Genomic DNA, 23,613 nt, shown 5'->3' with positions numbered 1-23,613 from the left:
CACCTGACCGGGCTCCGCCGGGGTGAGACTCGGCGTCGGTGACGGTACGGTGATCGGCGGGCGTCGGGTCAGCGTGGACACCGGTGAATCAGTCGGCGGTATTCCGGTGACTGAACGGTCGTTCAATTCGGCTAGACACACGGTTAGGCTGGCCAGGTGACGGTAGATCAGCAGGCGGCAACGACGGACAGGGTGGAGCCGGGCGCGCCACGGCGACGCTCACGTCGCGACGAGATTCTCCAGATCGCGGTCGGGCTCTTCGCGGCCCGCGGCTACCACGGCGTGTCGATGGACGACATCGGGGCCGCTGCGGGGGTCACCGGTCCCGCTCTCTACCACCACTTCGCCGGCAAGGAAGCGATGCTCGCCGCAGCGCTCATTCCGGTCAGCGAGGAGCTGCTCGACGGCGGCCGCGCCCGAGTCGCGGCGTGGCCTGGCGACGCAACCGCCGCGCTCGCCTCGCTGATCGAGTTCCACGTCGAGTTCGCCCTGGCCAACCCGGCGGTCATCGCCCTGCACCTGCACGAGCTCGACCGGTTGCCGGAGGAGCCGCGTCGGCGGATCCGGCGGCTGCAGCGGCTCTACGTCGAGGAGTGGGTGGCGGTGCTCACCGCGCTGCGCCACGACCTCGACGCGGCCGAGGCCCGCGTGCTGGCGCACGCCGCGTTCGGCCTGATGAACTCCACCCCCTTTCTCGGCGGCGAGGTCAACCGGGAACGACGGGCCACCCTGCTGCGAGCCGCCACCCTCGCCGCCCTGCACGGCTGAGCAGCACACCGGGCCCATCCCCGCGCCCGGCACCGGGCGCCGCACCCCGCGAGGAGAGGCATGATCGAGTCGTTGCTGGTTGCCAACCGTGGCGAGATCGCCCGGCGGATCATCCGTACCGCCCGACGGTTGGGGGTCCGGACCGTCGCCGTGCACTCCGAGGCCGACGCCGGCATGCCCTTCGTCGCCGAGGCCGACCAGGCGATCTGCGTCGGGCCAGCGCAGCCGGCGCAGAGCTACCGTGACACCGAGGCGATCCTGGCCGCCGCCAAGAGCAGCGGCGCGCAGGCGATCCACCCCGGCTACGGGTTCCTGTCGGAGAACGCCAGCTTCGCTCGCGCGGCCGAGTCCGCCGGTCTGATCTGGGTCGGACCGGGTGGTGACGCGATCGAGGCGATGGGCGACAAGATCAACGCGCGGAACCTGATGTCCGCCGCCGGGGTTCCGGTGGCCGCCGGCAGCACCGAGCCCGCCGAGACCGTCGAGGCCGCACTCGACGCCGCCGCGACCATCGGCTACCCGGTGATGGTCAAGGCCGCTGCCGGCGGCGGCGGGATGGGCATGGGCGTCGCAGCCGACGACGCCGCGCTGCGGACCGAGTTCGACAAGGTCCGGGCGTTCGCCGCGCGCATGTTCGGCGACGGGTCCGTGCTGATCGAGCGCTACTTCACCCGGGTACGCCACGTGGAGGTGCAGATCCTCGGCTGGCGGGCGCCGGACGGCACCGACCGGGTCGTCGCCCTCGGCGAGCGGGAGTGCTCGGTGCAGCGGCGCAACCAGAAACTCGCCGAGGAGTCGCCGTCGCCGGCGGTGAGTGCCGAACTCCGGGCCGGGCTGCTTGCCGCCGCCGTACGGGCCGGGGAAGCGGTCGGCTACCGCAACGCCGGCACGGTGGAATGCCTGCTCGATCCGACCACCGGCGAGTTCTTTTTCCTGGAGATGAACACCCGGCTGCAGGTCGAGCACCCGGTCACCGAGCTGGTCTACGGCGTCGACCTGGTCGAGGAGCAGTTGCGGGTGGCCGCCGGGCTGGAACCGACGTTCGACCCGGCCTCCCTCGCGCCGCGCGGGCACGCGATCGAGCTGCGGATCAACGCCGAGGACCCGAAACGCTTTCTGCCCGGACCGGGCGCGATCACCGCCTGGTCGGAGCCGACCGGCGACGGGGTCCGGGTCGATTCCGGGTACGCCGCCGGCACCACCGTCACGCCGTTCTACGACTCGCTGATGGCCAAGCTGATCGTCTCCGGCGCCGACCGGGCCGAGGCGATCACCCGGGCCCGGGCCGCGGTCGCCGGGTTCGAGGTGGCCGGGCCGAAGTGCAACCTGCCGTTCTTCGCCGAGCTGCTGGAGCACCCGGAGTTCGTCTCCGGCGACTACGACACCGGCATCGTCGGCCGGATGCGGGCGCGGTGACCTTCACCGGATCCCATTGAGTGGACGGCACGGGCGCGGGATGCTGGACGGATGGCAGCGACGCCCCTTCCCGAGTCCGTGTCGATCCGCGAGGTCGGGCCGCGTGACGGCCTGCAGAACGAGCAGCCGATCCCGACCGAGGGCAAGGTCCGCCTGCTGGACGCGCTGTCCGGCACCGGCGTACGCCGGATCGAGGCGGTCTCGTTCGTCCACCCGAAAGCGATCCCGCAGATGGCCGACGCCGACGAGGTGTGGCAGCGGGCCCGGCGGGCGCCCGGGGTGCGCTACTCGGCGCTGGTGCCGAACCTGCGGGGTGCCCATCGAGCGCTCGACGCCGGCCTCTCCGAGATTGAAGTGGTGGTGTCGGCCAGCGACACGCACAACCGGCGCAACGTCAACCGGCCCACCGCCGAGTCGCTGGACGACATCGCCGAGCTGATTGCGCTGCTGCACGCCGCCGGGGCGCACGTCGAGGTGATCGTGGCGACCAGCTTCGGCTGCCCGTACGAAGGGGATGTCGACCCGCAGCGGGTGGCCGGGATCGTCGACCGGGTGGTGGCCGACGGGGCGGACCGGGTGGCGTTCGGCGACACCACCGGGATGGCCACCCCGCGCCGGGTCCGCGAGCTGGTCACGGCGGTGCGTGACCGGCAGGCGGCCGTGCCGGTGCTGCTGCATTTCCACGACACCCGGGGTACGGCGTTGGCGAACCTGCTGGCCGCGCTGGAGCTGGGGGTCACCGAGTTCGACGCCAGCGTCGGCGGCCTGGGTGGCTGCCCGTACGCGCCCGGGGCCAGCGGCAACGTGGCTACCGAGGAGGTGGTGCACATGTTGCACGACATGGGCGTCGAGACCGGGATCGACCTGGATGCGCTGCTGGCCGCCGCCGAGCTGGCGGAGGAGCTGGTCGGCAGGGAGCTTCCCTCCGGGGTGCTGCGTGCCGGCCCGCGTACCCGGCTCACCCCGACCAGCTGACCCGCCGGCGGGGGGTCGCGAGGGCGACCGCCGTACGGTAGCCTAACGATCGTTTAGTACGGGCTGGCGCGAGGGGGCGGCGTGACACTGGACGGTGAGGCGCTGGACCGGCTCGACAAGCGGATCCGGGCCGGCGGTGCGGAGAAGTACCATGCGGCCAACGCCGCCCGGGGCAAGCTGTTCGCCCGGGAACGGGTCGACCGGCTGGTCGACGCGGGCTCCTTCGTGGAGGACGGCCGGTACGCCAACGCCCTCGCCGACGGGCTGCCCGCCGACGGTGTGGTCACCGGCACCGCCACCATCGACGGTCGACAGGTCTGCCTGATGGCCAACGACTCCACGGTCAAGGCCGGCTCGTGGGGCGCCCGTACCGTCGAGAAGATCATCCGGATCATCGAGCGGGCGTACGACGCCGGCCTGCCGATGGTCTACCTGGTCGACTCCGCCGGGGCCCGGATCACCGATCAGGTCGACCTGTTCCCCGGCCGGCGCGGCGCGGGCAAGATCTTCTGGAACCAGGTGCGGGCCTCCGGGGCGATCCCGCAGGTCTGTGCCCTGTTCGGGCCGTCGGCCGCCGGCGGTGCCTACATTCCGGCGTTCTGCGACGTGGTGGCGATGGTCGAGGGCAACGCCAGCATGTACCTCGGCTCGGACCGGATGGTCGAGATGGTCACCGGCGAGAAGACCACCCTGGAGGCGATGGGCGGTGCCCGGGTGCACTGCGCCGAGTCCGGCGTCGGGCACTTCCTCTGCAAGTCCGAGGACGACGCGCTCGACGTGGTCCGCCGCTACCTGTCCTACCTGCCGGCCAACTGGCGACAGCCGCCACCGGCGACGACGGCCGGCGACCCGCCGGCCGGGGTCGACCTGGCCGCCCTGGTGCCGGCGAGTGAACGGCAGGCGTTCGACATGCGCCGGTTCGCCAAAGGACTGCTTGACGAGGGCAGCTTCCTGGAGATCCAGGCGCTGTGGGCCCGCGAGCTGACCGTCGGCTTCGGCCGGCTGGCCGGCCAGGTGGTCGGCGTGGTCGCCAACAACTCGATGTTCAAGGGCGGGGTGCTCTTCGTCGACTCTGCCGACAAGGCGACCCGGTTCGTGCAGCTCTGCGACGCGTTCAACGTACCGCTGCTGTTCCTGGCCGACGTGCCCGGCTTCATGGTCGGCAGCGCCGTGGAGAAACAGGGCATCATCCGGCACGGCGCGAAGATGATCAGCGCGATCTCGGAGGCCACCGTACCCAAGATCTGCGTCGTGGTCCGCAAGGCGTACGGTGCCGGGCTGTACGCGATGGCCGGCCCCGGATTCGAGCCGGACGCCACCCTGGCCCTGCCCACCGCGAAGATCGCGGTGATGGGCGCGGAGGCCGCGGTCAACGCGGTCTACGCCAACAAGATCGCGGCGATCGACGATCCCGACGAGCGGGCCGGCTTCGTCGCCGCCCGCCGCGCCGAGTACGAGCGCGACATCGATCTGACCCGGCTCGCCAGCGAACTCGTCGTCGACGACATCGTCCGGCCCGAACAGTTGCGTGCCGAACTGGTCCGGCGGTACGCGGCGGCCGCCGGCCGGGACCGGCACTTCTCCCACCGCCGGCACGGCGTCACTCCGGTCTAGCGGCACCGCAGGTGCGGCGGCCGGTGCCAGTGGCAGCCGATTGGGCTTCGAGTCCTCCAGAAAGGATCTGAGCATGGACTTCAGGCTGACCGACGAGCAGCAGGCGCTGCGGGAGAGCGTCCGCGAGTTCGCCCGCGAGGTGATCGCGCCGGTGATCGGTGACTACTACCAGCGGCACGCCTTCCCGTACGACATCGTCCGTCAGATGGGCAGGATGGGGCTGTTCGGGCTGCCGTTCCCGGAGGAGTACGGCGGGATGGGCGGCGACTACTTCGCGCTCTGTCTGGTGCTGGAGGAGCTGGCCCGGATCGATTCCAGTGTGGCCATCACCCTGGAGGCGGCGGTCTCGCTCGGCGCGATGCCGATCTACCGGTTCGGCACCCCGGAGCAGCGTGAGCGGTGGCTGCCGGAGTTGGTCAGCGGGGCGGCATTGGCCGGTTTCGGGCTGACCGAGCCGGGATTCGGGTCCGACGCCGGGGGGACCGCCACCCGGGCGGTGCGCGACGGCGACCATTGGGTGATCAACGGTTCGAAGGCGTTCATCACCAACTCGGGTACCGACATCACCTCGCTGGTGACGGTCACCGCGGTGACCGGGACCGGGCCGGATGGTTCGAAGGAACTGTCCACCATCATCGTGCCGGCCGGGACGCCGGGGTTCACCGTTGCGCCCGGCTACTCGAAGGTCGGCTGGTGTGCCTCGGACACCCACGAGTTGACGTTCGACGATTGTCGGGTTCCGGCCGATAATCTACTGGGTGAGCGGGGTCGGGGGTTCGCGCAATTCCTCCGGATTCTCGACGAGGGGCGGATCGCGATCGCCGCCCTCGCGGTCGGCCTCGCGCAGGGGTGTGTCGACGAGTCCGTCCGGTACGCGGGTCAGCGCCGCGCATTCGGCCAGCTCATCGGCGGGTATCAGGCGATTCAATTCAAGATCGCCGACATGGAGGTACGGGCGCACACCGCCCGGCTGGCCTACTACGACGCGGCCGCCCGGATGCTCGCCGGTGACCAGTTCAAACGTCAGGCCGCGGTGGCGAAGTTGCACGCCAGCGAGTGCGCCGTGCAGAACGCCCGGGAGGCGACCCAGCTCCACGGTGGTTACGGCTTCATGAACGAGTTCCCGGTCGCGCGTTTCTGGCGTGACGCGAAGATTCTCGAGATCGGCGAGGGCACCTCGGAGATCCAGCGAATGATCATCGCTCGTGATCTTGGGCTGGCCGCCGCTTGATGATCTTGTAAGGGCGCTCCGGAGGGCACCGCACCTCACCGGTTGTGTCGGAAATCCGTTCCTTTCGGGTCGTCAGCCTGACGCAAAGCTGACCCGGGCACCCCGCAATGCGTACCCTCTCCTGCCATGAGTCCGGATCATGCTCCTGACCAGAGCAGGGTCGGGTTCGACGAACTACTCCGCAGCCGTCGGCTGGCCGTCGGCCTGACCCAGGCGGAGCTCGCCGCGGTGGCCGGGGTCGGCGTGCGGACCGTCCGGGACCTGGAGCGGGCCCGCACGGCCCGGCCGCAGCGGACCACGGTCGATCTGCTCGTCGCCGCGCTCGGCCTGACCGGCGAGGACCGGACGGAGTTTCACGCGGCGGCGCGGGGCCGCCCGGCCGAGCCGCGTCCGACGATCCCGCGCCAGCTGACTCCGGCACTCGCCACCGCAGCGTTTTCGGCCGGGCCGCCCAGCGAGGCTGCCGGCGACATCGAGACGTTGGTCGGGCCCGGCCGTAGCCGTGGTGTCCCACTGCCCGGCGAACTGATCGGCCGCGACTGTGACGTGGCCGACCTGGCCGGCCTGCTGACTGCGGGCCCCGGTGCCGGGGCAGGGCTGGTCAGCCTGGTCGGACTGGCCGGAGTCGGCAAGACCAGCCTGGCGCTCGCGGTCGCCGCCGAGGTGACCGACCGGTATCCGGGCGGCACCGGTGGCATCGTCGTCACCGAAGGCTCCACCGTAAGTGACGTACTGACCGCCTCCGCCACCGTCTTCGGTGTCGGGCGGGTCAACGATCTGGCGGCCCGGCTCGCCGACGGCCCGACACTGCTGCTGGTCGACGCGGTGGAACGGGCGCCGGTGGCGATAGCCGACGCGCTGCACTGGCTGACCCGTACCGCGCCGTCGCTGCAGGTGGTGGCGACCGGCCGGCACCCGGTCGGGCTCCCCGGTGAACGGGTCTGGCCGGTCACGCCGCTGGAGGTTCCGCCGGCCGACACCGAGACCGACCTGGCCACGGTCGCCGGCTACCCGGCGGCGCGGCTTTTCCTGGCCCGGCTCCGGCAGGTACGCCGGGAACCGGTGCACCCGGGCGAAGTCGGCGCGCTGGTCGGGCTCGTCCGGCGGCTAGGCGGGCTGCCACTGGCCATCGAGCTGGCCGCCGCCCGGGGGCGGGCGCTCGACCTGAACGAGATCTTCAACCGGTACGGCGACCGGCTGCTCGATCTGGCGGTGCCACCACCCAGCAGGGAAGTGGTGGCGGTGACCCTGCGCGACGCGGTCGCGGCCAGCTACGCGCTGCTTACTCCCGCCGAGCGGCGCGGCGTACGTCGGCTCTCGGCGTTCCGCAACCGGTGGTCGGTCGAGCTGGCCGAGGGGATGCTCGCCGGAAATCCGATCCAGCCGGTTGTTGGCCAACTCGACATCGGCCAACCCGACATCGGCCAGTCGGATCAGGGCGGTCGGGTCGACCCGGTGCCGTTCCTCGACCGGCTCATGTCGTTGGGGCTGCTCGGTGCCCGGGGCGCGGGTCCGTACCGGTTCCGGCTGATCGACGTGGTGCGGGATCTGGCCACCGAGCGGGCCGCCGCCCACGGCGAACTGTCGGCGATCCGGCGTCGGCACGCCGTGCTGTTCGCGCGGCTCGCCGAGCGGGCGGCGGTCGACCTGGCCGGGCCGAAGCTGGTCACCGTCGTCAGTCGGCTCGACGAGGTGGCCAGTGACCTGTGGGCCGCGCTCGCCCACTCCGCCAACGACGACCCGCACACCGCACTGCGCCTGGCCGCCGCCCTGCCCCGGTGGTGGCGGTTCCGGGGACGCGACGTGGCCGGGCGGCGCTGGCTGCGCCGGCTGCTCGACGACCCGCGGTCGGCCGACGCGGACCCGGCGATCCGGGCCTGGGCCCAGATCGGCATGGCTCAGCTCGCCCTGGAGCACGACGCCGGTCCGCAGGAATTTCCGGCGGTCCGGTCGGCGCTGGCCATGTTCATCGAGCTCGGGGAGACGTCGGGTGAGCTGGCCGCGCGTACCGTGCTCAGTTCTGCCTGTCTGGCCGCCGGTCGGTTCGACGAGGCGCGGGCGCACTCCGAGGCGGTGCTTGCCCTGGCCGGCCGGATCGGCCGGATCCGGGAGATGACGCTCGCCCAGCACGCGTTGGCCCGGCACGAGATCCGTTCGGGTGACCTGCGGGCCGCCCGGCGCCGGCTGGCGGCGGTCGACCGGCTCGCGGCCAGGTCCGGCGAGGACCGGTTGCGGCTGCTGGCCCGGGCCAACCTGGCCGAGGTGGCCAGGCTTGAGGGCCGGTACGCGCGGGCAGCCGACCTGGGACGCCGGGTGTTGGCGGCGTTGACCGCCGTCGGTGATCCGAGTCACCGGCGGCAGGTGTTGGGCATCGTCGGGCTGGCGCTGGCCCAGGACGGCCGCCTCGCGGATGCGGCCGACGCCCTTACCGAGCTCCGTGGCCAGGTGATGCCGGTGGAGGTGGTGGACCGGCCGGGTCCCCCTGCCGACCAGGCCGGGCCGGGCGACGATCCCCGGTGCGCGCTGATCGAGGCGACCCTCGCGGCGCGGCGCGGGGAACGGGAGCTGGCGTTGGAGTGGTACGCCGTGGCTGCCCGTTCGCTGGGCAACGGCCCGGAGCCGCGGGACGCGGTGGAGGCGATGGTGGGGCTGGTGGTGCACGCCGAGACGGCGGTGTCGCGGGCCGCGGCCCGCGACCGGTTGGCGGCGGCCTGCCACAGTGCCGGGATCACGCTGCTGCCCCGGGAACGGGACGCGGTGGGTCAGGGATGAATCAGGTCAAGACGCGGACGTCCGGCGGGGCCATCACTGGCCACCCGCCGGACGTCGACACGCCCCCCGGGTTGGCGCGGAATCGCCCCCCGGCCTGGACCACTGTCCTGGCCTTCGCGCCGCACCCCCCGTTACGCTCCCGGTCGCCAGTACGCTATCCAGCCCATCCGAGCTGTTTGCGGCTTTCAGAGCATTATGTCGTTGATCGAGGGTGCTTTCTGCCGGTCCTTCTGCCGGTGCCGGCGTCGGTCAACGGACCGGCGCGTTCGCTTCGTCACTGCCGGCGGTTGCCTGCGGATGCACCGCGTCACGAAGGCGCCGGAGGGAGTCGAGTAGCGTCGTCAACTCCGCAGGCTCGAACTGACCGGTGAACCACTGCCCGATCAGCTGTAGGTGACCGGGGAGGGTGTCGTCGAGGCGTTGCTGACCGGCCCGGGTGAGCACCGCGTACGAGCTGCGCCGGTCGGACGGGCAGGCGCGCCGGCAGACCAGCCCGTCGCGCACCATCCGGTCGACCACCCGGGTCGCGCCACTGGTGGACAGCGCAGCCTGAGCGGCCAGGTCGGTCATCCGCAGTTGATGACCTGCGGAACGGCGCAGCCGCATCAGCACCTCGAACTCAACCGTCGACAGGCCGTGCTCCTCGAACTGCGCCGCGAAGCGGGCCGCGAGCCCGGTGTGGACTTCGAAGAGGAGGCCGATCGCGGTGATCCGGGGATCGTCGGCGAGGTTCTCGGTCACCAGGTCATCGTAGCAGTACTTGACATGAGGAATATTGCCTAGTCTATTGTTGCTGTCGCACATGTTTCCCCTTCAACCGGATGTCCCGCGAGAGGCAGCAGCCATGAGTACCGACCAGACCACCCGCGAGTGGAGCGGCATCACCATCCCCACCGCCGGCAGCTACGAGCTCGACCAGGCCCACCGGCGGGTCGGATTCGTCGCCCGCCACATGATGGTCAGCAAGGTCCGTGGTGAGTTCACCGACGCCACCGCCACCATCACCGTCGCCGAGGACCCGCTGCAGTCGTCGGTCACCGCGGTGCTGCAGGCGGCCAGCATCAACACCGGGCAGGCCGACCGGGACGCCCACCTGCGAGGCGGCGACTTCCTCGACGTCGAGAAGTTCACCACCATCGAGTTCCGCAGCACCGGGATCGTCTCGCACAGCGGCAACGAGTTCGTGCTCGCCGGTGACCTGACGGTCAAGGACGTGACCCGGCCGGTGGAGCTCGCCGTCGAGTTCGAGGGCGCCGGCCGCAGCCCGTTCGGCCAGGACATCTTCGGCTTCACCGCCAGCACAGAGATCGACCGTGAGGAGTTCGGCCTGACCTGGAACGTCGCCCTGGAGACCGGCGGCGTGCTGGTCGGCAAGAAGATCAAGATCGAGATCGAGGGCGAGGCCATCCGTCAGGGATGAACCCCGGCGTCCGTACCCGGCGTGACACAGCGGCACCCCGGCCACCTCTTCGGTGACCGGGGTGCCGCTGTCTGTAGTAACCCCAGTAGAAGACGCCCGTCGGATGTGAAAAGGTGAAACCGAGCGCTTCGGTCCGCTCACTTTGGGGCGATCAACGCCTGTCCCGGCTGGGGGAGCCGACGACAGCCGCGGTCGAGCAGGGTTGCACCACCACACAGTCGGAACGGTTCTGCCACGCCGCTCGGCCAGCGAGCGTGGCGGCGGTCGTTCAGGGCGCGCCGGGGAGGGCATTATGGGCAGGGATGTCGGTTCACGCGCGTCGTTCAGTCGGGAGGATCGCGTACGTTACCGGCAAAAAGTTCGCCGCTGCCTCGACGTTTTCGCGCTGATGCTCGACGACTTCAAGTTCGACGCCGACCGGCCGACGACCGGGCTGGAGATCGAGCTGAACCTGGTGGATCCGTACGCGGAGCCAGCGATGCGCAACGCCGAGATCCTGGCCAACCTCGCGGACCCCACCTTCCAGACCGAACTGGGGCAGTTCAACCTCGAACTCAACGCGCGCCCGCGGCTGATCGAGGCCGACGGATTCGCCGACTACGAAGCCGACCTGCAGGCCAGCCTGGCCCGCGCCGGTGGCCGGGCGGCGAAGGCCGAGGCGGCCATCATCCTGATCGGCATACTGCCCACCCTCACCCCACAACACCTGGTGCTGAACAACATCTCCACCAACGGGCGTTACCGGGTGCTCAACGAGCAGATCGTCGCCGCCCGCGGGGAGGACATCCGGCTGGACATCCGGGGCGTGGAGCGGCTGCAGGCGTACACCGACTCGATCGCCCCGGAGGCCGGCTGCACCAGTGTGCAGTTTCACCTGCAGGTCTCCCCGGACAACTTTGCCAACTATTGGAACGCGTCCCAGGCCATCGCGGCGGTCCAGGTGGCGCTCGGCGCCAACGCACCGTACTTCTACAGCAAACAGCTCTGGGCGGAGACCCGCATCGTGCTGTTCGAGCAGGCCACCGACACCCGGCCGGACGAGCTGAAGGCGCAGGGCGTACGGCCTCGGGTGTGGTTCGGTGAACGGTGGATCACCTCGATCTTCGACCTTTTCGAGGAGAACGTCCGATACTTCCCGCCGTTGCTGCCGATCTGCGCCGACGAGGATCCGGTCGAGGTGCTGCAGGCCGGCGGCGTGCCCGAGCTCAGCGAGCTACGGCTGCACAACGGCACCGTCTACCGGTGGAACCGGCCGGTGTACGACATCATGCACGGTCGACCGCACCTGCGGGTGGAGAACCGGGTGCTGCCCGCCGGGCCGACCGTCGTCGACATGCTCGCCAACGCCGCCTTCTACTTCGGCCTGGCCAGGGAGCTCGCCGAGGCGGACCGCCCGGTGTGGAGCCAGCTGAGCTTCGGCGCGGCCGAGGAGAACTTCCACCAGGCGGCGCGGCGCGGGATCGCCGCACATGTGCACTGGCCGCAGCTCGGCGAGATCCCGGTCACCGATCTGGTGCTGGACGTCCTACTCCCCAAGGCGTACGCCGGGCTGGACCGGTTCGGGGTCTCGCCACAGCAGCGCGACCGGCTGCTCGGCATCATCGAACAACGCTGTCGGTTGAGGCGCAACGGCGCGGTCTGGCAGACCGAGTCGGTCTGGCGGGCCGAGCGGGAGCAGGGCCTGGCCCGACCCGACGCGCTGCACCAGATGCTGTACCGCTACGCCGAACTGCAACGCAGCAACGAACCGGTGCACACCTGGCCGGTCGACTGATTCGCGCTGTTCAGCTGCGGTCGGGGGTGGTCGGCGCCGGCCGGCCACCGCCGGTGACCGAAGCCGTGCCTCGGGTCGGCGGGCCGGCCACCTGGCCACTGGTCGGCTGCTCCGGCACCGGCGCGTCGCGGCCTTCAGCGGAGCCGGAGCCGGAGGCATCGTCCCGGCCATCGGCAGACGCGTCGGTGGCCGAAGCGCCGTCGTGGTCGCGGGCGGTGGTGGTGGCGGGCTGCCGGCGGGACATCTCCAGCCGCTGCGCGATCGCGGTGACCAGCACCGACCCGGCCAGGCCGGCGATCACCGCGTACGGAGCGAGCAGATGCGCCGAGAGCTGCTCCGCCCGTGGTCCCACCAGCCGGGGGGCGGCCAGGAAGTACGCTGCGGCGATCAGTACCGGGCCGACACCGCCGGAGATCGCGGCACCCACCCGGCGACGCGCGTCGCGGGCGGCCGGCCAGGCCGAGACCGCGCCGATGATGAACGCCGAACCCAGCGACAGCGCCGCCCCGGGCAGGTAGATGTTGCGGAACCAGTACTGTTCGCTGTCCGCGGTGATCTGCCAGACGCCGAGTTGGGCGCTGGTCAGCCCGGTGCCGGAGATCACCGAGTCGATCACGGCGACCACCGCCAGCAGCCAGAGCCAGCCGACGGTGGCGATGGCGTTCGTCGCCGCCGCCCGGGAGGCGACCGCCCAGATCGCCATCAGCAGTCCGACGACCGCGCCCACCATGGCGTACCCGGCGGCGATGGTCTGTGGGGAGAAGGTGTCGGCCCGGGTCGCGCTGCGCGCGGGTACGGCGATCAGGGCGACCGTGAGCATCCCGCCGATCGCGGCCGCTGCGGCCAGGGCGAGTCGCCACAGGCTTGCGGTCAGCAGGCTGTCCGGCGTTCGATCCGGATCGGCGCCGGCCGACAGTTCCGAGTTGGGAGGTGACGGCGCGAGCCGGTCTGCGACGACGGCACCGATCACCACCGAGGTCGCCGTGATCCACGTAGCCCAGGCGAGGCTGGCGACCCAGGAAGCCTCTCCTCCGCCGTCGACTGACGGTAACCAGGCAACTATGCCGAGGCCGTAGCCCAGACCGAGCTGCGCGGCGCCTGCGCCCGCAGCGATGCCGGTCGCCGTCGCGACCGATCTTCCCCAGCCTCGTACGGCCATGCCGGGCACTGTAGCGGTAGTGGCGAACTCCGGCGACTCGTGGGCGTGGGGCGCGCTGTCCGGTGGCCGGGTCGATATCTTGAGCTCTACCGAAAGTCACGCCCGGTGGTACGGAGAGGACGAGTCATGGCCGACAGACCGAGGGATCCTGCGGAGGACGGCTCGGCGGGGCGTGACGCCGGGGACTACACCAGCCAGCTGCCCCGGCCGGTCGACCCCTGGGCGACCAGGGCTGGTGGGCCAGCTGACCAGGCCGGCGAGTCGACCGGTGGGTCCGACCAGCCGCCCGGTTGGCCCGGCACACCGGGTGGCGACCCGGGAGCGACGGTCGCCGACCGGGGCGGGCCCCTCGGCTCGACCGCACCCGACCTTCCGGCGGGTTCCGCCGCCGGTGGTGCTCGGGAGCCGGCGTGGTCCGGCCGGGCCGGGGTGCCGGTGCGCCCGGGGGCGGGTGGCGGCGGCACCGGCGACTGGCCGGGACCGGGCGGTACGGAAGGCGGCGGCCGGCCGTGGTGGCTGCCGATCCTGATCGGTGTTCTGGTGCTGCTGCTGGTCGCGTTGGTCGGCCTGGTGATCTGGTGGGTCAGCACGCTCGACGACTCCACGGATCCGGTTGAGCCGACGCCGACGGCGGCTCCGACCGCGACGGTGCCGACCGCGCAGCCGGAGACGGAGCAGCCCGAGCCGACCGAGGAGCAGCCGGAGCCGACCGAGGAGCAGACCAGCGAGGCGCCGCTGGTGGTCGTACCGACGCTGACCGGGCTGCCGTTGGCGGACGCCCGTGCCGAACTCGACGAGCGCGACCTGGTGTACCGGCTGGAACAGCGCGGCTCGGACCAGCCGGCCGGCACGGTGCTCGAGACCGACCCGCCGGCCGGGACGGAGGTGCCGCCCGGCACCGAGATCCTGTTGGTGATCGCCGCGACCAACACCGAGCCGACGGGTCCGGCCGAACCGACGGGGGTGGCCGAGCCGACCGGGGAGCCGGGCGACGGAGACGAGGACTGAGCGGGGTCAGCTGGCCCGCGCCGACATCACCGTCGAAGCCGGCCGCCGGGCAGCTGCCCGACCCGGCCGGTCGGCCACCACCCGGAGCTGGCGTAGGCCGTCGATCTGGACGAAGATGGAGCGCCGGTCGACGGCTTCGCCGCTGGCGTTGAGTTCGTAGCCGTCCAGCCAGACCCAACCATGGTAGGTCGGCCAGTCGTGCACCCGGATCACCCGGAAGAGGAGCGGCTCGAGGAACTGCACGCTTGCCGCACGGGTCACGTGGAGGACGTCTCCTGAGCGGGGTAGTAGCACCGCTACTCCTGTTCCGAGCTGCCGTTGTCCGATTGCTGCCGGGCATGCGGATCCGCACCGGGCACGGTCGGATGTTCCACCGGGTTGCCGGTGGTCAGACGGGCACGGCGTTGCTGGTGTCCGGACAGCAGGCACCGTCGCGGTACGGCGCAACCGCGGCGGATACGATCTTGGTTGAACGCTGAGTGACCTGTGGCCTACGCAAAGAGTGCACCACCGTCGCCCTCGATGCAAGTTGCAAAGTGGTTTTGGCGTAATGCGAAAATCACTCGACTGATTGCTGCTTGAAGTCCTACATGTACGGGCGGCAGACTGAACAAGCTTTCTTTCCGCGTCGGCCTTCCTCCCCGTCCACGCACGACCGCTCGCGACGTAACCCCGTCGCCCCTCAACCGCGTGCGCGGAGGCGGCCGACTGCCCCTACCCCTAACCGGAGGTGACCGGTGACCGAGCGTCGAAGCCCAACCGTCCGTCGCCGCCGTCTCGGCGCCGAACTGCGCCGGCGGCGGGAAGGCGCGAAAGTCACGATCGATGCGGTGGCCGAACAGCTGGAGTGCTCCGCCTCCAAGGTCTCCCGGATCGAGACGGGACACACCGCCGCGACTCCGCGGGACGTTCGCGACATGCTGGAAATCTACGGCGTGACCGGTGTCGAGGCCGAGGAGCTGGTGCAGATTGCCCGGGAGGCTCGGCAGAAGGGCTGGTGGCATCCGTACTCCACGGTGCTCACCGGCGCGTACGTCGGCTTCGAGGCAGCGGCTCGGTCGGTCCGGGCGTACGAGCAGCAGGTGGTTCCCGGTCTGCTGCAGACCGCCGACTACGCCCAGGCGATGATCCGCTCGGCTCGGCCCGACATCACCGACGAAGAAGTTGCCCACCGCGTCCATATCCGACTGAAGCGTCAGTCGTTACTGACTCAGGAAGATCAGATCGATGTATGGGCGGTGCTCGATGAGGCGGTGTTGAGTCGGCCGGTCGGCGGCGACGCGGTGATGCGCGCCCAACTGCACCGCCTCGTCGAGACGGCGGATCTGCCGAACGTGACCCTGCAGGTCCTTCCGTTCGAGGTGGGGGCACACGCCGGGATGGACGGGACGTTCACCATCCTCGACTTTCCGGAGCCCAGCGACGCGGACGTCGTCTACGCGGAGAATGCCACCGGTGGGCTCTTCCTGGAGAAGACCGATGAACTACGCAAGTACCTATTTATCTTCGATCACATACGCGCGGCGGCGCTCACTCCCGAGGAGTCCGTCGCGATGATCGCTGAACGCGCGAAGGAGCCATTGTGGACATCGAGGTCAAGGGGCTTCGGGTAGACCTGACCCGTGCGGCCTGGCGAAAAAGCTCGCGCAGCGGGCCGAACTGCGACAACTGCGTGGAGATCGCGTTCGTTGACCAGGCCATCGCGGTTCGCGACTCGAAGAACCCGACCGGGCCGGTCCTGATCTTCACCTCCGACGAGTGGGACGCCTTCCTCGGCGGTGCCCGAGACGGCGAATTCGACCTGGACTGACCCATGGTTGAGCCCCGGGTGCGTCCCGGGGCTCAACCATGCCCAGCATGCTCAGCCAGCGCGCTGTGCCGCAGCGCATGCCGCACCCCGATGGCGACCAGCAGGATCACCGCCACGGTCAGCATCAGTCCGTCGGCCACCACCCCTACTCCCGGCACGCCACCGAAGTACCGCGCCGCCACCGGCACCAGCGCCAGCGCCGTCACCTGCACCGGCAACGCCACCAACGGGTGCGCCGCGCGGGCCAGCAGCCCTGGCGGACTCGGCGCGGCGGGCGCGGTGACGAACGCCGCCGATCCGCCATACAGCCGCCGCAGGCGCGGCAGGGTGACCACCGCGACCGCCACCGCCGGCACGGCGAGCAACAGCACCTGCGCGCTGGCCGCCCCGCTACCGATCAACCCGGCGATCCCGCCCAGGCCGGCCAGTACGAACGCGGTGAGCCAGCCGACCCGGCGCCGCAGCGCGGCCGGGCTGCCCGCTGACGGCAGCGATTCGGCGATCACGGCGGCGGCGAGCCAGCCACCGGTCAACGCCAACCAGCCGACCAGAGCGATGTCCATGCTCAGAATCCTGCCGGCCGGTCGATGTCGGCACCTCCGGGCGCAGCCCTGGTCAACCACCCATCGGCCGCCCGTAGGGGTTCCGGCGGGCTGAAGCGTCCGCTGGCTACAGCGTCCGTACGTGGAAGCCACCGTCGACGTCGATCACCTGGCCGGTGCTGAACGGCAGCAGGTCGGTGGCGACCGCCACCACCGCCCGCCCGACGTCGTCCGGCTGGCCCCAGCGGCGGATAGGCGTCAGACCCTGGTTGAGAATCAGATCGTCGTACTTCGCCTGGACCGGACCGGTCATGTCGGTGGCGATGATGCCGGGCCGGATCTCGTAGACGTTGATGCCGTGCTCAGCGAGGCGGGCGGCGTACAACTGGGTGGTCATCGCCAGGCCGGCCTTGGCCACGCAGTAGTCGCCCCGGTTGACGCTCGCCGTGTAGGCGCTGATCGACGAGACGATGACGATCTTCGGCGCGGTGACGGTGCCGGCCGCCACCATGTCGATCATGGCTCGGCTGACCTGCTGGGTCAGAAGAAAGGGACCCTTCAAATTGATGTCGATCAGCCGATCGAAGGACTCCTCCGTCGCGTCGAGCAGGTCTGCCCGTACGTCTGGGGCCACACCGGCGTTGTTGACCAGCAGGTCGATCCGGCCGAAGGTTGCCACGGTCTCATCGACCAGCCGTTGCCGGTCTGCGGCGATCGACACGTCCGCGCCGACCAGCAGCGCCCGGCGGCCCACCGCCTCGACCTGTTCGCCGACCTGGCGGGCTGCGTCGGCGTTGCGGGCGTAGTTGACCACGACGTCGTAGCCGGCGGCGGCGAGCGACAGCACGATCCCGCGCCCGATCCCCCGGGAACCGCCGGTGACGATGGCGACCCGCGCGGAGGCGGTCACCGTCCGCCCCCGACGGTGCCCGCGCTGTCGGCGCTGCCCGTGCCGTCGGTGGCGTCGGCGTCGGCCGGGCCGAAGAACGTGTAGTACGGCTCATCACGGGCCACCCGCTGCAGGTAGAGCGCCAACTCACGAGCGTGGTAGTCGCCCCACATGCTCGACTCGCCGTGCGGCACCCGGCTGCCGGCCGGCACATGGTCCCAGCCGTTCGGTCGGTGGTAGATCGAGTGCAGGATCAGTCCCTGGTGGCGGGTGTCGGTGCTCAGGTACGGCTCGTCGAACAGGGTGCCGGCCACCGTCAGCCCGGCCTGCCAGTAGCGGCGACCGGCGTCGGGCTGCCCGGCACCGGTCAGGTAGCGGCCGAGTCGCAGCAGCCCCTGCGCGCCGATGCAGGCCGCCGACGAATCGATTGGCTCATGGTCGTTGTACGGGTCCGCCGGCCGGTCCAGGTAGTCGCCGAGCGCGGCCAGGCCGGGTGCGCCGGTGTCCCAGTACGGGATGCCGTCGGTCGGGGTGTTTTCGAGGTAGAAGTCGCAGGTGGCGGTGGCGGCCTTCAGCAGCATCGCGGTCACCTCGGCCCGCCCGCCGTACGGTTCGAGGTCGCTGTCCGGCAGCACGGCCAGGTATTCGAGCTGCTCCGGGAAGCCGAGCATCGCCCAGGCCAGGCCGCGGGTCCAGGTGGTGAACGGCGAGTAGCCCTGCTGGGTGCTCGGGCAGCGGAATCGGCCGTCATTGACGTTGAAGATCGACTCGTGGGCGGTGCGGCCCCGGATGTCGTAGCTGTCCCGGCCGTCGCCGTAGAAGACGTTGTACCGGGCGGTGTTGGTGGCATGCTCGATCAGCCGGCCGAGCAGGGAGATCCGCTCGTCCTGTTCACCCATGAGCGCGTGGCCGAGCAGGTGGGAGACGGCCAGCGCCCGGCAGGAGCGGATGGTGTCGACGAACAGCGACTGCGGCCCGTTGAACGAGTAGATGTAGCCGGTGCCGTCGGCGGTGTCCCGCCAGCGGGCCGCCTGCACCGCCCCCGTGAGCTTCAACGCCAGTTCGTAGAAGTCGCGCTCGGCCCGGTCGTGCGGGATCCGGCCTTCGGCCATCAGCCGCCACAGGTTGCCGTACGTGCTGACGTTGTTGAAGCCGTGGTCGTGCACGCCGATATGGCTGACGTGGCTGGCCATCACGGCGACGGTCAACTCGCGGGCGGAGTCCAGAAACCGCTGCTCGCCGGTGGCGTCGAACTGCAGCAGCGCCGAACCGTACTGGAAGCCCTGGGTCCATTCGGTCCAGCCGCGCGCGGCGTACCGGCCGTCGACGGTGAAGACCGGCGACGCCGAGCCGGGCGGGCAGCTCTTCTCGATCGAGTCGATCTTGTGGGCGGAGGCTTCCCAGAGGCGGTCGATCCTGGGTTGCAGGCTGGCCGGGGTCAGCGAGTCGTCGATCCGAATCATCGGATCAGCATAGGAAAGCGCTTGCCTAGGCGGAAGGCCTCGGCCGTGGCGGAAGACCAGGCCGCCGAACCCGCGTCCCGCTACGCGACGAGTTCGACCCGGCAGTACGCGCTCGCCGCGCGGGCGAGTTTGCCGTCGGCGGTCACCAGCGTCAGGGCGCGGCGTTCCGCGAGGGCGACGTAGGGGGCGTCGTACGCGCTGATGTTCGCTTTGACCTGCCACATCCGGGTGAGCAGGTCGTCGACCGGAACGGTGTCGACGCCGAGGCGGCTGATCCGGTCGACCGCCCGTGTCGCCATCTCGTTGGTGATCTTTCCGCCGAGCGCGAGCCCTCGCATGACGGAGATGACCTCGACCTTCCAGTGCTCCGGTGCCGCCCACTCGAGATCGCGGCCTAGGACGGCGCGGGCCTTGCGGCCGCGGTCGTCGCTGTAGACGAGCACGCTGGCGAGGACCGAGGCGTCGACGACGATCACGCGACGTCCCGCCCGGATGGCGCGGAGTCCGGGAAATCCCGTTCAGCGCGGGAACGGGCGAGCAGGTCGGAGGCGTCGGCCGCGGTCGGTCCGGCTCCGCTGCTGCCGCCGTCGAGTTCGTCGCTGAGCTCGGCGAGGAGCTGCCGGTTGCGGCAGAAGTCAGCCTGCCGGTTGAGGACTGCCAGCAGGTACGCCTGCAGCGACTGGCCGCGCTCGCGGGCCTGCTGGGCCAGGAGGTCCCGCACTTCTTCGGGTACGTCGCGGATGGTGAGCACCACAGCCATGACTGCATTTTGCCTGCACAGTGATTGCACAGTCAAGTCATCTCCTCGGCTGGGCCGTGGTGGTGGCGTGGGTGCCGTCGGGGTGGAACCGAGCAGCGGCGGGTTGGCCGAGCTGGTCGGCGGGGATGGTGGCGCGCAGCGCCTCGTGGCAGCGCCCCGTGCAGGTAGCGGTAGCAGAGCACGACGGCTTCGGGCAGGCTCGCGCTGGTGGGGACGGGGTCGACGGCGAGCGGGGTGGCGGGGTCGGACGACGGCGACGTCCAGGGCGAGACCGAAGCCGCGCACGGCTGCGGCAAGGTACGCGTCGATCGGGTCTCTACCACCTGGTCACAGATGCGGTACGCCTCCGGTGCGGGATGAACTCAATTTCGCGCTCGTGCATAGAGATTGCAGAGGGAAGCCGACAGGAAGGACACGCGATCGTGAATCTATCGTCAACGCTGGGCTCCGGGTGAGGGGCGTCTCGGCACAGCCGACCGATGACGCAGCCACCATCATCGCGTCGCTGGACGACCCTGATCGCTTCGCACAGGTCTACGAGAAGCACGCCGGGATGCTTTACGGCTACGCGTACCGGCGGGTGGGTCGGGAAATTGCCGAGGACGTCGTCGCGGATGCGTTTGTGGCAGCGTTCCGGGCACGGCACACCTATGACCCAGGTTACCCGAACGCGTTCCCGTGGCTGCTCTCGATCGTGCATCGCGAGTTGGCCCGCCATCACCGCGCCGAAAACGCCCGATACCGGGCGTACCTGCGAGTCAAGCCCGACAGCGGCGAGGAGGCGCTCGCGGACCGAGTGGTGGCGGCCGCTACCGCTCAGGCATGGCGTAGGCCGCTCGCCACGGCGCTCGCCCGGCTCGGCCAAAAGGAGCGAGATGTGCTCTTGATGGTTGCCTGGGGCGGCCTGAGCTATGAGGAAGTCGCTCGGTCCCTGAATATCCCGATCGGCACGGTCCGATCTCGGCTCAACCGGGCCCGTCGCAGGATGCGTGATGCGTTGGACCGCGGTACGACTCGCAGCACCCTGACAGACACTGCGATCGAGAAACGATGGTGGAGAAGATGGAGCGACGCATGAGTGAGATGGACCGGATCCGGGAGCTCGGTGCTGCTTTGGCTCCACGTGCCGGGGAGACCCCTACCGCCTGGCGCAGCCGGCAGCTGGGTAAACCCGACATGCAGCCGACAGCACACCGCAGTAGCGCAGCATCGCCAGCTAGGCGGTGGAATCTTGCCTTGACCAGCGGAACATTGGCAGCCTTCCTCACCATAGTTGCCGTCGGCACCACGATTCACGTCGGTCGGTCTGATGGCGGAACGGCGCCGCTCCCCGACACAGCCGAGGCCGCCTCGATCCTCCGAAACGCTGCGTTGGTGGCGCAGGAGGCAGACCTCGCCGCGCCGCAAGCCGGGCAGTTCGTGTTCACCGAGACAGTGGCGAGCCCTATCAATCAGGTGCAGCAACCAGACGGCAGCTTTGCCACAAGTCATGGACCTCGGGTGTTGCGGCAGACCTGGCTTTCGGCCGACGGCACTGAGGATGGGTTGATCCGCGATCGGGTCTATCAGCAGGACTCGGCCCCATTCGACGACCTGGTGCTGCCGGCATGTCCCTCAGGTCGGTCAAGCCCGTCCGTCGATCCCAAGGCGGACCAGACATGTGTGCCACAGCAGGGCTACGACGCCGGGATGCCAGACAGCCCAGCGGCGGTGCTCGACTGGCTCCGAGCCGACGTGAGTTCAGCGGAGAGCTTGCAACCAGATCCGCAGGCGAGGTCATCCGCCTCCGCTGATGGCAGCGCCGTTGATGCTCTCTTGTTTCAACGGGCGGGCGAGTTGCTCGTCGGCGGTAGGTACCTCTCCTCGCGCCAACGAAGTGCCCTGTTTGACGCGCTGGCCTCGCTGCAAGGTGTAACCCTCCGGCAGCAGGTGCGGGACCTTGCCGACCGCGAAGGGGTAGGGATCGGTATGACCGAGGGCACGACACTCATCTTCGACGCGACGTCGTACGTGTTCCTCGGCACCGCCAACAGTGCCCTCATACGCCAGGCCATCGTGGACAGCTCAGGCAGCTAGTGCCTCGTCACGCAGCCTTGAACGGGTAATCCGGGTGGCGGATCTTGGAGCCGGCGGCGAACCCGGTTTTCGGCTTCGCGCGTTGGTTGCGCCAGCGGATGTAGACACCGATGGCGGCGTCCTGCTCGGCGTGGGTGCGGTGGTCGGTGCCATTGAGGGCGAAGTACCTGACGGCGGCGAACTCGGACTCGTCGGGTAGCCCCGGCGCATTGCTGCGCCGGGGCCCCCTCAGAACCGGCCATGCCCGCTTTCCGGGCAACCGGCTCAAGCAAGCCCTGGAGGCTCGCGGGTGGGCGGAAGTGCTGGGCTGCCGTTGCTGGTGGTCCGGCGGTGGCAGTGGGTGTGTATGAGGCGGTTGGCGACGCGTTCGTCCGGTGTTCCCGCTCCCCAGACGGTGACCGCGTGTCTGCGGACCGCTCTGCGGGTGGCGGTGAGCCATTGTTCCCACTCACGTGGGCTTCGCGGCTCGTGGTCGGCGTGCAGCAGCAGGTCTCGGCAGATCGGACACCGGCCGTGCTGGGCTCGCAGGAGCCGTTGCGTGGTGATGTCTACCGGGAGATTGCTGCGGCGACGCCGCAGGGTCCAGTAGTCGGTCAGGGTCGGGTCGTCGGGTGATGCCGTCCCTGCGACCATCCGGTGCCGGACAATCGGAGTCCAGGCGAACTTGCGCAGGTAGTAGCCGGTTTCCCGGCTCCCGAATACCCACCTGTCGCGCCGGGACGAGTTGAACTCGCCGAAGTACCGGGCTACCACCCAGCGTCTCGGCTTGTTCGCGTGGGTGAACCTGGCCCACTTGTAGACCAGTTTCCACGCGTGGGCGTCCAGCGCGTTGAACACGCGTTTGGACACCCCGATCCGGTAGTAGGCGCACCATCCGTTGATGATCGGGTTGAGCTTGCCGATCATCGCGTCGGCGTTGGACCCGCGCAGGGCCCGCACCTCCACGGACAGGCGTCTGCGGATCCGTCGCACCGCGTCGTTACTCGGCTTGGTCAGCAGCTTGCCGTTGGGGTAGCGGCGGATGTTGAACCCCAGGAAGTCCACGCCCTCGGTCAGGTGCGTGATCCGGGTCTTGTCCTCGTTGAAGACCAGACCCCTGGGCGCCAGCCATCCGGCCAGTGCCGCCTTGACCTGTTCGGCCTGCTCACGGGAGTGACACAAGGCGATCAGATCGTCGGCGTAGCGGACCACGACCGGGCAACCGTCCATCGTCTTCCCGGCACGGGTGCCGGTGACGTGGTAGCGGACCCCGGCGGCGGTCTCCATGCCGTGCAGAGCAACGTTCATGAGCAACGGACTGATCACCCCGCCCTGGGGAGCGCCCTCCTCGGTGGGGGTGAACCGGCCGTCCTCGACCACGCCCGCTTTCAGCCACTGCCGGACCAGTCCCCGTCCGGGGAACCAGCCCAGCGACCGGCGAATGTGGTCGTGGTCGAGCCGGTCGAACGCCGCCGCTAGGTCGGCGTCGAGCACCCACAGCCGTTTGGCGTCGGTGCGGCTCGACGTCGTGTGGATGGCCACGATGGCGTCGTGGCAGCCACGACCTGGTCGGAAGCCGTAGGATTTCGGCTCGAACCGGGCCTCCCATTCGGGCTCCAGCGCGTTCACCGTCAGGGCTTGCAGCGCCCGGTCAGCGATCACGGGAATCCCGAGGCCGCGACGGCGGCCGTTGCTCTTGGGCACATACACGCGCTTGACCGGCAGGGGAGTCCACGGCCTGGCGTCGTTCTGGATCCAGTCGGCCAGTTCGGCCTTCTGCTCCCCAGTCACCACGACCTGCCGGTCCACCCCGGCCGTCCTGCGACCAGCATTGCGCTCCGTCACCCGCCGCACCGCCACCACGGCGTTGCTGCGCGAGCGGAGCATCAACTTCTGCAAGTTCCGGACCTTCTTCAGGTCCCCGTCCCGCGACGCCGCGAAGATCCGCTGCCGTAGC

24 protein-coding genes are annotated in these 23,613 nt (G+C 70.2%); 14 read left to right on the top strand and 10 right to left on the bottom strand.

All coding sequences use genetic code 11. The features are described 5' to 3' along the window. Window positions 1–156: 156 nt before the first annotated feature. The 6 genes from ACFHWS_RS23950 (at window position 157) to ACFHWS_RS23925 (ending at window position 8,776) form a co-directional block, all read left to right on the top strand. The gene (locus tag ACFHWS_RS23950) at window positions 157–768 is read left to right on the top strand and encodes a TetR/AcrR family transcriptional regulator (RefSeq protein ID WP_416550945.1); all 612 of its coding nucleotides are present in this window, start codon (window positions 157–159) and stop codon (window positions 766–768) included. Window positions 769–828: 60 nt separating this feature from the next. After that, a complete protein-coding gene (locus tag ACFHWS_RS23945) occupies window positions 829–2,184 on the top strand; it encodes an acetyl-CoA carboxylase biotin carboxylase subunit (RefSeq protein ID WP_416550946.1) in 1,356 nt (451 codons plus the stop codon). 51 nt (window positions 2,185–2,235) lie between these two features. Then, window positions 2,236–3,159, top strand: a complete 924-nt coding sequence (locus ACFHWS_RS23940; RefSeq protein ID WP_416550947.1) for a hydroxymethylglutaryl-CoA lyase — start codon at window positions 2,236–2,238, stop codon at window positions 3,157–3,159. An 81-nt stretch (window positions 3,160–3,240) separates the two neighbouring features. After that, window positions 3,241–4,773, top strand: a complete 1,533-nt coding sequence (locus ACFHWS_RS23935) for an acyl-CoA carboxylase subunit beta (protein ID WP_416569140.1) — start codon at window positions 3,241–3,243, stop codon at window positions 4,771–4,773. Between the two features lie 73 nt (window positions 4,774–4,846). After that, window positions 4,847–6,004 (top strand): acyl-CoA dehydrogenase family protein, encoded by a 1,158-nt coding sequence (locus ACFHWS_RS23930; protein WP_416569139.1) that lies wholly within the window; start codon window positions 4,847–4,849, stop codon window positions 6,002–6,004. 126 nt (window positions 6,005–6,130) lie between these two features. Next, the gene (locus ACFHWS_RS23925; protein ID WP_416569138.1) at window positions 6,131–8,776 is read left to right on the top strand and encodes an ATP-binding protein; all 2,646 of its coding nucleotides are present in this window, start codon (window positions 6,131–6,133) and stop codon (window positions 8,774–8,776) included. Between the two features lie 249 nt (window positions 8,777–9,025). On the opposite strand, the gene ACFHWS_RS23920 is transcribed toward ACFHWS_RS23925, so the two are convergent. Then, on the bottom strand, window positions 9,026–9,517 hold the full coding sequence (locus ACFHWS_RS23920) for a MarR family winged helix-turn-helix transcriptional regulator (protein ID WP_416569137.1): 492 nt from the start codon (window positions 9,515–9,517) through the stop codon (window positions 9,026–9,028). Window positions 9,518–9,620: 103 nt separating this feature from the next. Here ACFHWS_RS23920 and ACFHWS_RS23915 point away from each other — a divergent pair, with 103 nt between their 5' ends. Both ACFHWS_RS23915 and ACFHWS_RS23910 read left to right on the top strand, forming a co-directional pair. After that, window positions 9,621–10,196 carry a YceI family protein gene (locus tag ACFHWS_RS23915; protein ID WP_416569136.1) on the top strand — a complete coding sequence of 192 codons (576 nt, stop codon included), beginning with the start codon at window positions 9,621–9,623 and terminating at the stop codon, window positions 10,194–10,196. 292 nt (window positions 10,197–10,488) lie between these two features. After that, window positions 10,489–11,970 carry a glutamate--cysteine ligase gene (locus ACFHWS_RS23910; protein ID WP_416550953.1) on the top strand — a complete coding sequence of 494 codons (1,482 nt, stop codon included), beginning with the start codon at window positions 10,489–10,491 and terminating at the stop codon, window positions 11,968–11,970. A 10-nt stretch (window positions 11,971–11,980) separates the two neighbouring features. Here ACFHWS_RS23910 and ACFHWS_RS23905 read toward each other — a convergent pair whose 3' ends face one another. Continuing rightward, entirely contained in the window at window positions 11,981–13,129 is a 1,149-nt protein-coding gene (locus tag ACFHWS_RS23905) for a hypothetical protein (RefSeq protein ID WP_416550954.1), read from the bottom strand. A gap of 126 nt (window positions 13,130–13,255) precedes the next feature. On the opposite strand from ACFHWS_RS23905, the gene ACFHWS_RS23900 reads away from it, so the two are divergent. Next, window positions 13,256–14,137 carry a PASTA domain-containing protein gene (locus tag ACFHWS_RS23900; RefSeq protein WP_416569135.1) on the top strand — a complete coding sequence of 294 codons (882 nt, stop codon included), beginning with the start codon at window positions 13,256–13,258 and terminating at the stop codon, window positions 14,135–14,137. 6 nt (window positions 14,138–14,143) lie between these two features. Here the strand turns inward: ACFHWS_RS23900 and ACFHWS_RS23895 are convergent, their stop codons facing one another. Beyond that, window positions 14,144–14,431, bottom strand: coding sequence for a hypothetical protein (locus ACFHWS_RS23895; RefSeq protein WP_416550956.1), 288 nt, complete (start codon window positions 14,429–14,431; stop codon window positions 14,144–14,146). A gap of 443 nt (window positions 14,432–14,874) precedes the next feature. On the opposite strand from ACFHWS_RS23895, the gene ACFHWS_RS23890 reads away from it, so the two are divergent. Next, the gene (locus tag ACFHWS_RS23890) at window positions 14,875–15,750 is read left to right on the top strand and encodes a helix-turn-helix domain-containing protein (RefSeq protein WP_416569134.1); all 876 of its coding nucleotides are present in this window, start codon (window positions 14,875–14,877) and stop codon (window positions 15,748–15,750) included. Beyond that, window positions 15,726–15,947 carry a DUF397 domain-containing protein gene (locus ACFHWS_RS23885; protein ID WP_370461626.1) on the top strand — a complete coding sequence of 74 codons (222 nt, stop codon included), beginning with the start codon at window positions 15,726–15,728 and terminating at the stop codon, window positions 15,945–15,947. The genes ACFHWS_RS23890 and ACFHWS_RS23885 overlap by 25 nt, the downstream gene beginning before the upstream one ends. A gap of 32 nt (window positions 15,948–15,979) precedes the next feature. Here ACFHWS_RS23885 and ACFHWS_RS23880 read toward each other — a convergent pair whose 3' ends face one another. From ACFHWS_RS23880 to ACFHWS_RS23860, 5 genes are all read right to left on the bottom strand, one after another. Continuing rightward, window positions 15,980–16,510, bottom strand: coding sequence for a hypothetical protein (locus tag ACFHWS_RS23880; RefSeq protein ID WP_416550958.1), 531 nt, complete (start codon window positions 16,508–16,510; stop codon window positions 15,980–15,982). A 106-nt stretch (window positions 16,511–16,616) separates the two neighbouring features. After that, complete coding sequence (locus ACFHWS_RS23875; RefSeq protein ID WP_416569133.1) at window positions 16,617–17,399, bottom strand: 3-ketoacyl-ACP reductase; 783 nt, start codon at window positions 17,397–17,399, stop codon at window positions 16,617–16,619. After that, window positions 17,396–18,841, bottom strand: coding sequence for a hypothetical protein (locus ACFHWS_RS23870; RefSeq protein WP_416569132.1), 1,446 nt, complete (start codon window positions 18,839–18,841; stop codon window positions 17,396–17,398). The genes ACFHWS_RS23875 and ACFHWS_RS23870 overlap by 4 nt, the downstream gene beginning before the upstream one ends. An 80-nt stretch (window positions 18,842–18,921) precedes the next feature. Further along, window positions 18,922–19,317 (bottom strand): type II toxin-antitoxin system VapC family toxin, encoded by a 396-nt coding sequence (locus tag ACFHWS_RS23865; RefSeq protein ID WP_416569131.1) that lies wholly within the window; start codon window positions 19,315–19,317, stop codon window positions 18,922–18,924. Beyond that, on the bottom strand, window positions 19,314–19,601 hold the full coding sequence (locus ACFHWS_RS23860; protein ID WP_416569130.1) for a FitA-like ribbon-helix-helix domain-containing protein: 288 nt from the start codon (window positions 19,599–19,601) through the stop codon (window positions 19,314–19,316). The genes ACFHWS_RS23865 and ACFHWS_RS23860 overlap by 4 nt, the downstream gene beginning before the upstream one ends. A gap of 207 nt (window positions 19,602–19,808) precedes the next feature. Between ACFHWS_RS23860 and ACFHWS_RS23855 the strand changes: the two genes are divergently transcribed. The 3 genes from ACFHWS_RS23855 to ACFHWS_RS23845 all read left to right on the top strand — a co-directional run bounded on the left by ACFHWS_RS23855 (window position 19,809) and on the right by ACFHWS_RS23845 (window position 21,677). Continuing rightward, window positions 19,809–19,961 (top strand): hypothetical protein, encoded by a 153-nt coding sequence (locus tag ACFHWS_RS23855; RefSeq protein WP_416569129.1) that lies wholly within the window; start codon window positions 19,809–19,811, stop codon window positions 19,959–19,961. Window positions 19,962–20,052: 91 nt separating this feature from the next. Continuing rightward, window positions 20,053–20,679, top strand: coding sequence for an RNA polymerase sigma factor (locus tag ACFHWS_RS23850; RefSeq protein ID WP_416569128.1), 627 nt, complete (start codon window positions 20,053–20,055; stop codon window positions 20,677–20,679). Further along, window positions 20,652–21,677 carry a CU044_5270 family protein gene (locus tag ACFHWS_RS23845; protein ID WP_416569127.1) on the top strand — a complete coding sequence of 342 codons (1,026 nt, stop codon included), beginning with the start codon at window positions 20,652–20,654 and terminating at the stop codon, window positions 21,675–21,677. The genes ACFHWS_RS23850 and ACFHWS_RS23845 overlap by 28 nt, the downstream gene beginning before the upstream one ends. Before the next feature lie 7 nt (window positions 21,678–21,684). On the opposite strand, the gene ACFHWS_RS23840 is transcribed toward ACFHWS_RS23845, so the two are convergent. Continuing rightward, window positions 21,685–21,909, bottom strand: coding sequence for a transposase (locus ACFHWS_RS23840; RefSeq protein WP_416569161.1), 225 nt, complete (start codon window positions 21,907–21,909; stop codon window positions 21,685–21,687). A gap of 32 nt (window positions 21,910–21,941) precedes the next feature. Continuing rightward, a partial coding sequence (ltrA, locus tag ACFHWS_RS23835; RefSeq protein ID WP_416569126.1) for a group II intron reverse transcriptase/maturase occupies window positions 21,942–23,613 on the bottom strand: 1,672 nt, incomplete at its 5' end.

Origin of the sequence: Micromonospora sp. LOL_013 (genome assembly GCF_048060315.1) — a bacterium.
Lineage (GTDB): Bacteria > Actinomycetota > Actinomycetes > Mycobacteriales > Micromonosporaceae > Micromonospora_E.
The sequence above is the reverse complement of the archived record's forward strand: the minus strand, read 5'-3'. Positions and strand labels throughout refer to the sequence as shown.

Coding starts and splice junctions, on each gene's coding strand:
- ACFHWS_RS23915 (WP_416569136.1), top strand. CDS start 9,621: ATGAGTACCGACCAGACCACCCGCGAGTGGAGCGGCATCACCATCCCC.
- ACFHWS_RS23930 (WP_416569139.1), top strand. CDS start 4,847: ATGGACTTCAGGCTGACCGACGAGCAGCAGGCGCTGCGGGAGAGCGTC.
- ACFHWS_RS23910 (WP_416550953.1), top strand. CDS start 10,489: ATGGGCAGGGATGTCGGTTCACGCGCGTCGTTCAGTCGGGAGGATCGC.
- ACFHWS_RS23845 (WP_416569127.1), top strand. CDS start 20,652: ATGGTGGAGAAGATGGAGCGACGCATGAGTGAGATGGACCGGATCCGG.
- ACFHWS_RS23870 (WP_416569132.1), bottom strand. CDS start 18,841: ATGATTCGGATCGACGACTCGCTGACCCCGGCCAGCCTGCAACCCAGG.
- ACFHWS_RS23860 (WP_416569130.1), bottom strand. CDS start 19,601: ATGGCTGTGGTGCTCACCATCCGCGACGTACCCGAAGAAGTGCGGGAC.
- ACFHWS_RS23905 (WP_416550954.1), bottom strand. CDS start 13,129: ATGGCCGTACGAGGCTGGGGAAGATCGGTCGCGACGGCGACCGGCATC.
- ACFHWS_RS23940 (WP_416550947.1), top strand. CDS start 2,236: ATGGCAGCGACGCCCCTTCCCGAGTCCGTGTCGATCCGCGAGGTCGGG.
- ACFHWS_RS23880 (WP_416550958.1), bottom strand. CDS start 16,510: ATGGACATCGCTCTGGTCGGCTGGTTGGCGTTGACCGGTGGCTGGCTC.
- ACFHWS_RS23945 (WP_416550946.1), top strand. CDS start 829: ATGATCGAGTCGTTGCTGGTTGCCAACCGTGGCGAGATCGCCCGGCGG.
- ACFHWS_RS23900 (WP_416569135.1), top strand. CDS start 13,256: ATGGCCGACAGACCGAGGGATCCTGCGGAGGACGGCTCGGCGGGGCGT.
- ACFHWS_RS23925 (WP_416569138.1), top strand. CDS start 6,131: ATGAGTCCGGATCATGCTCCTGACCAGAGCAGGGTCGGGTTCGACGAA.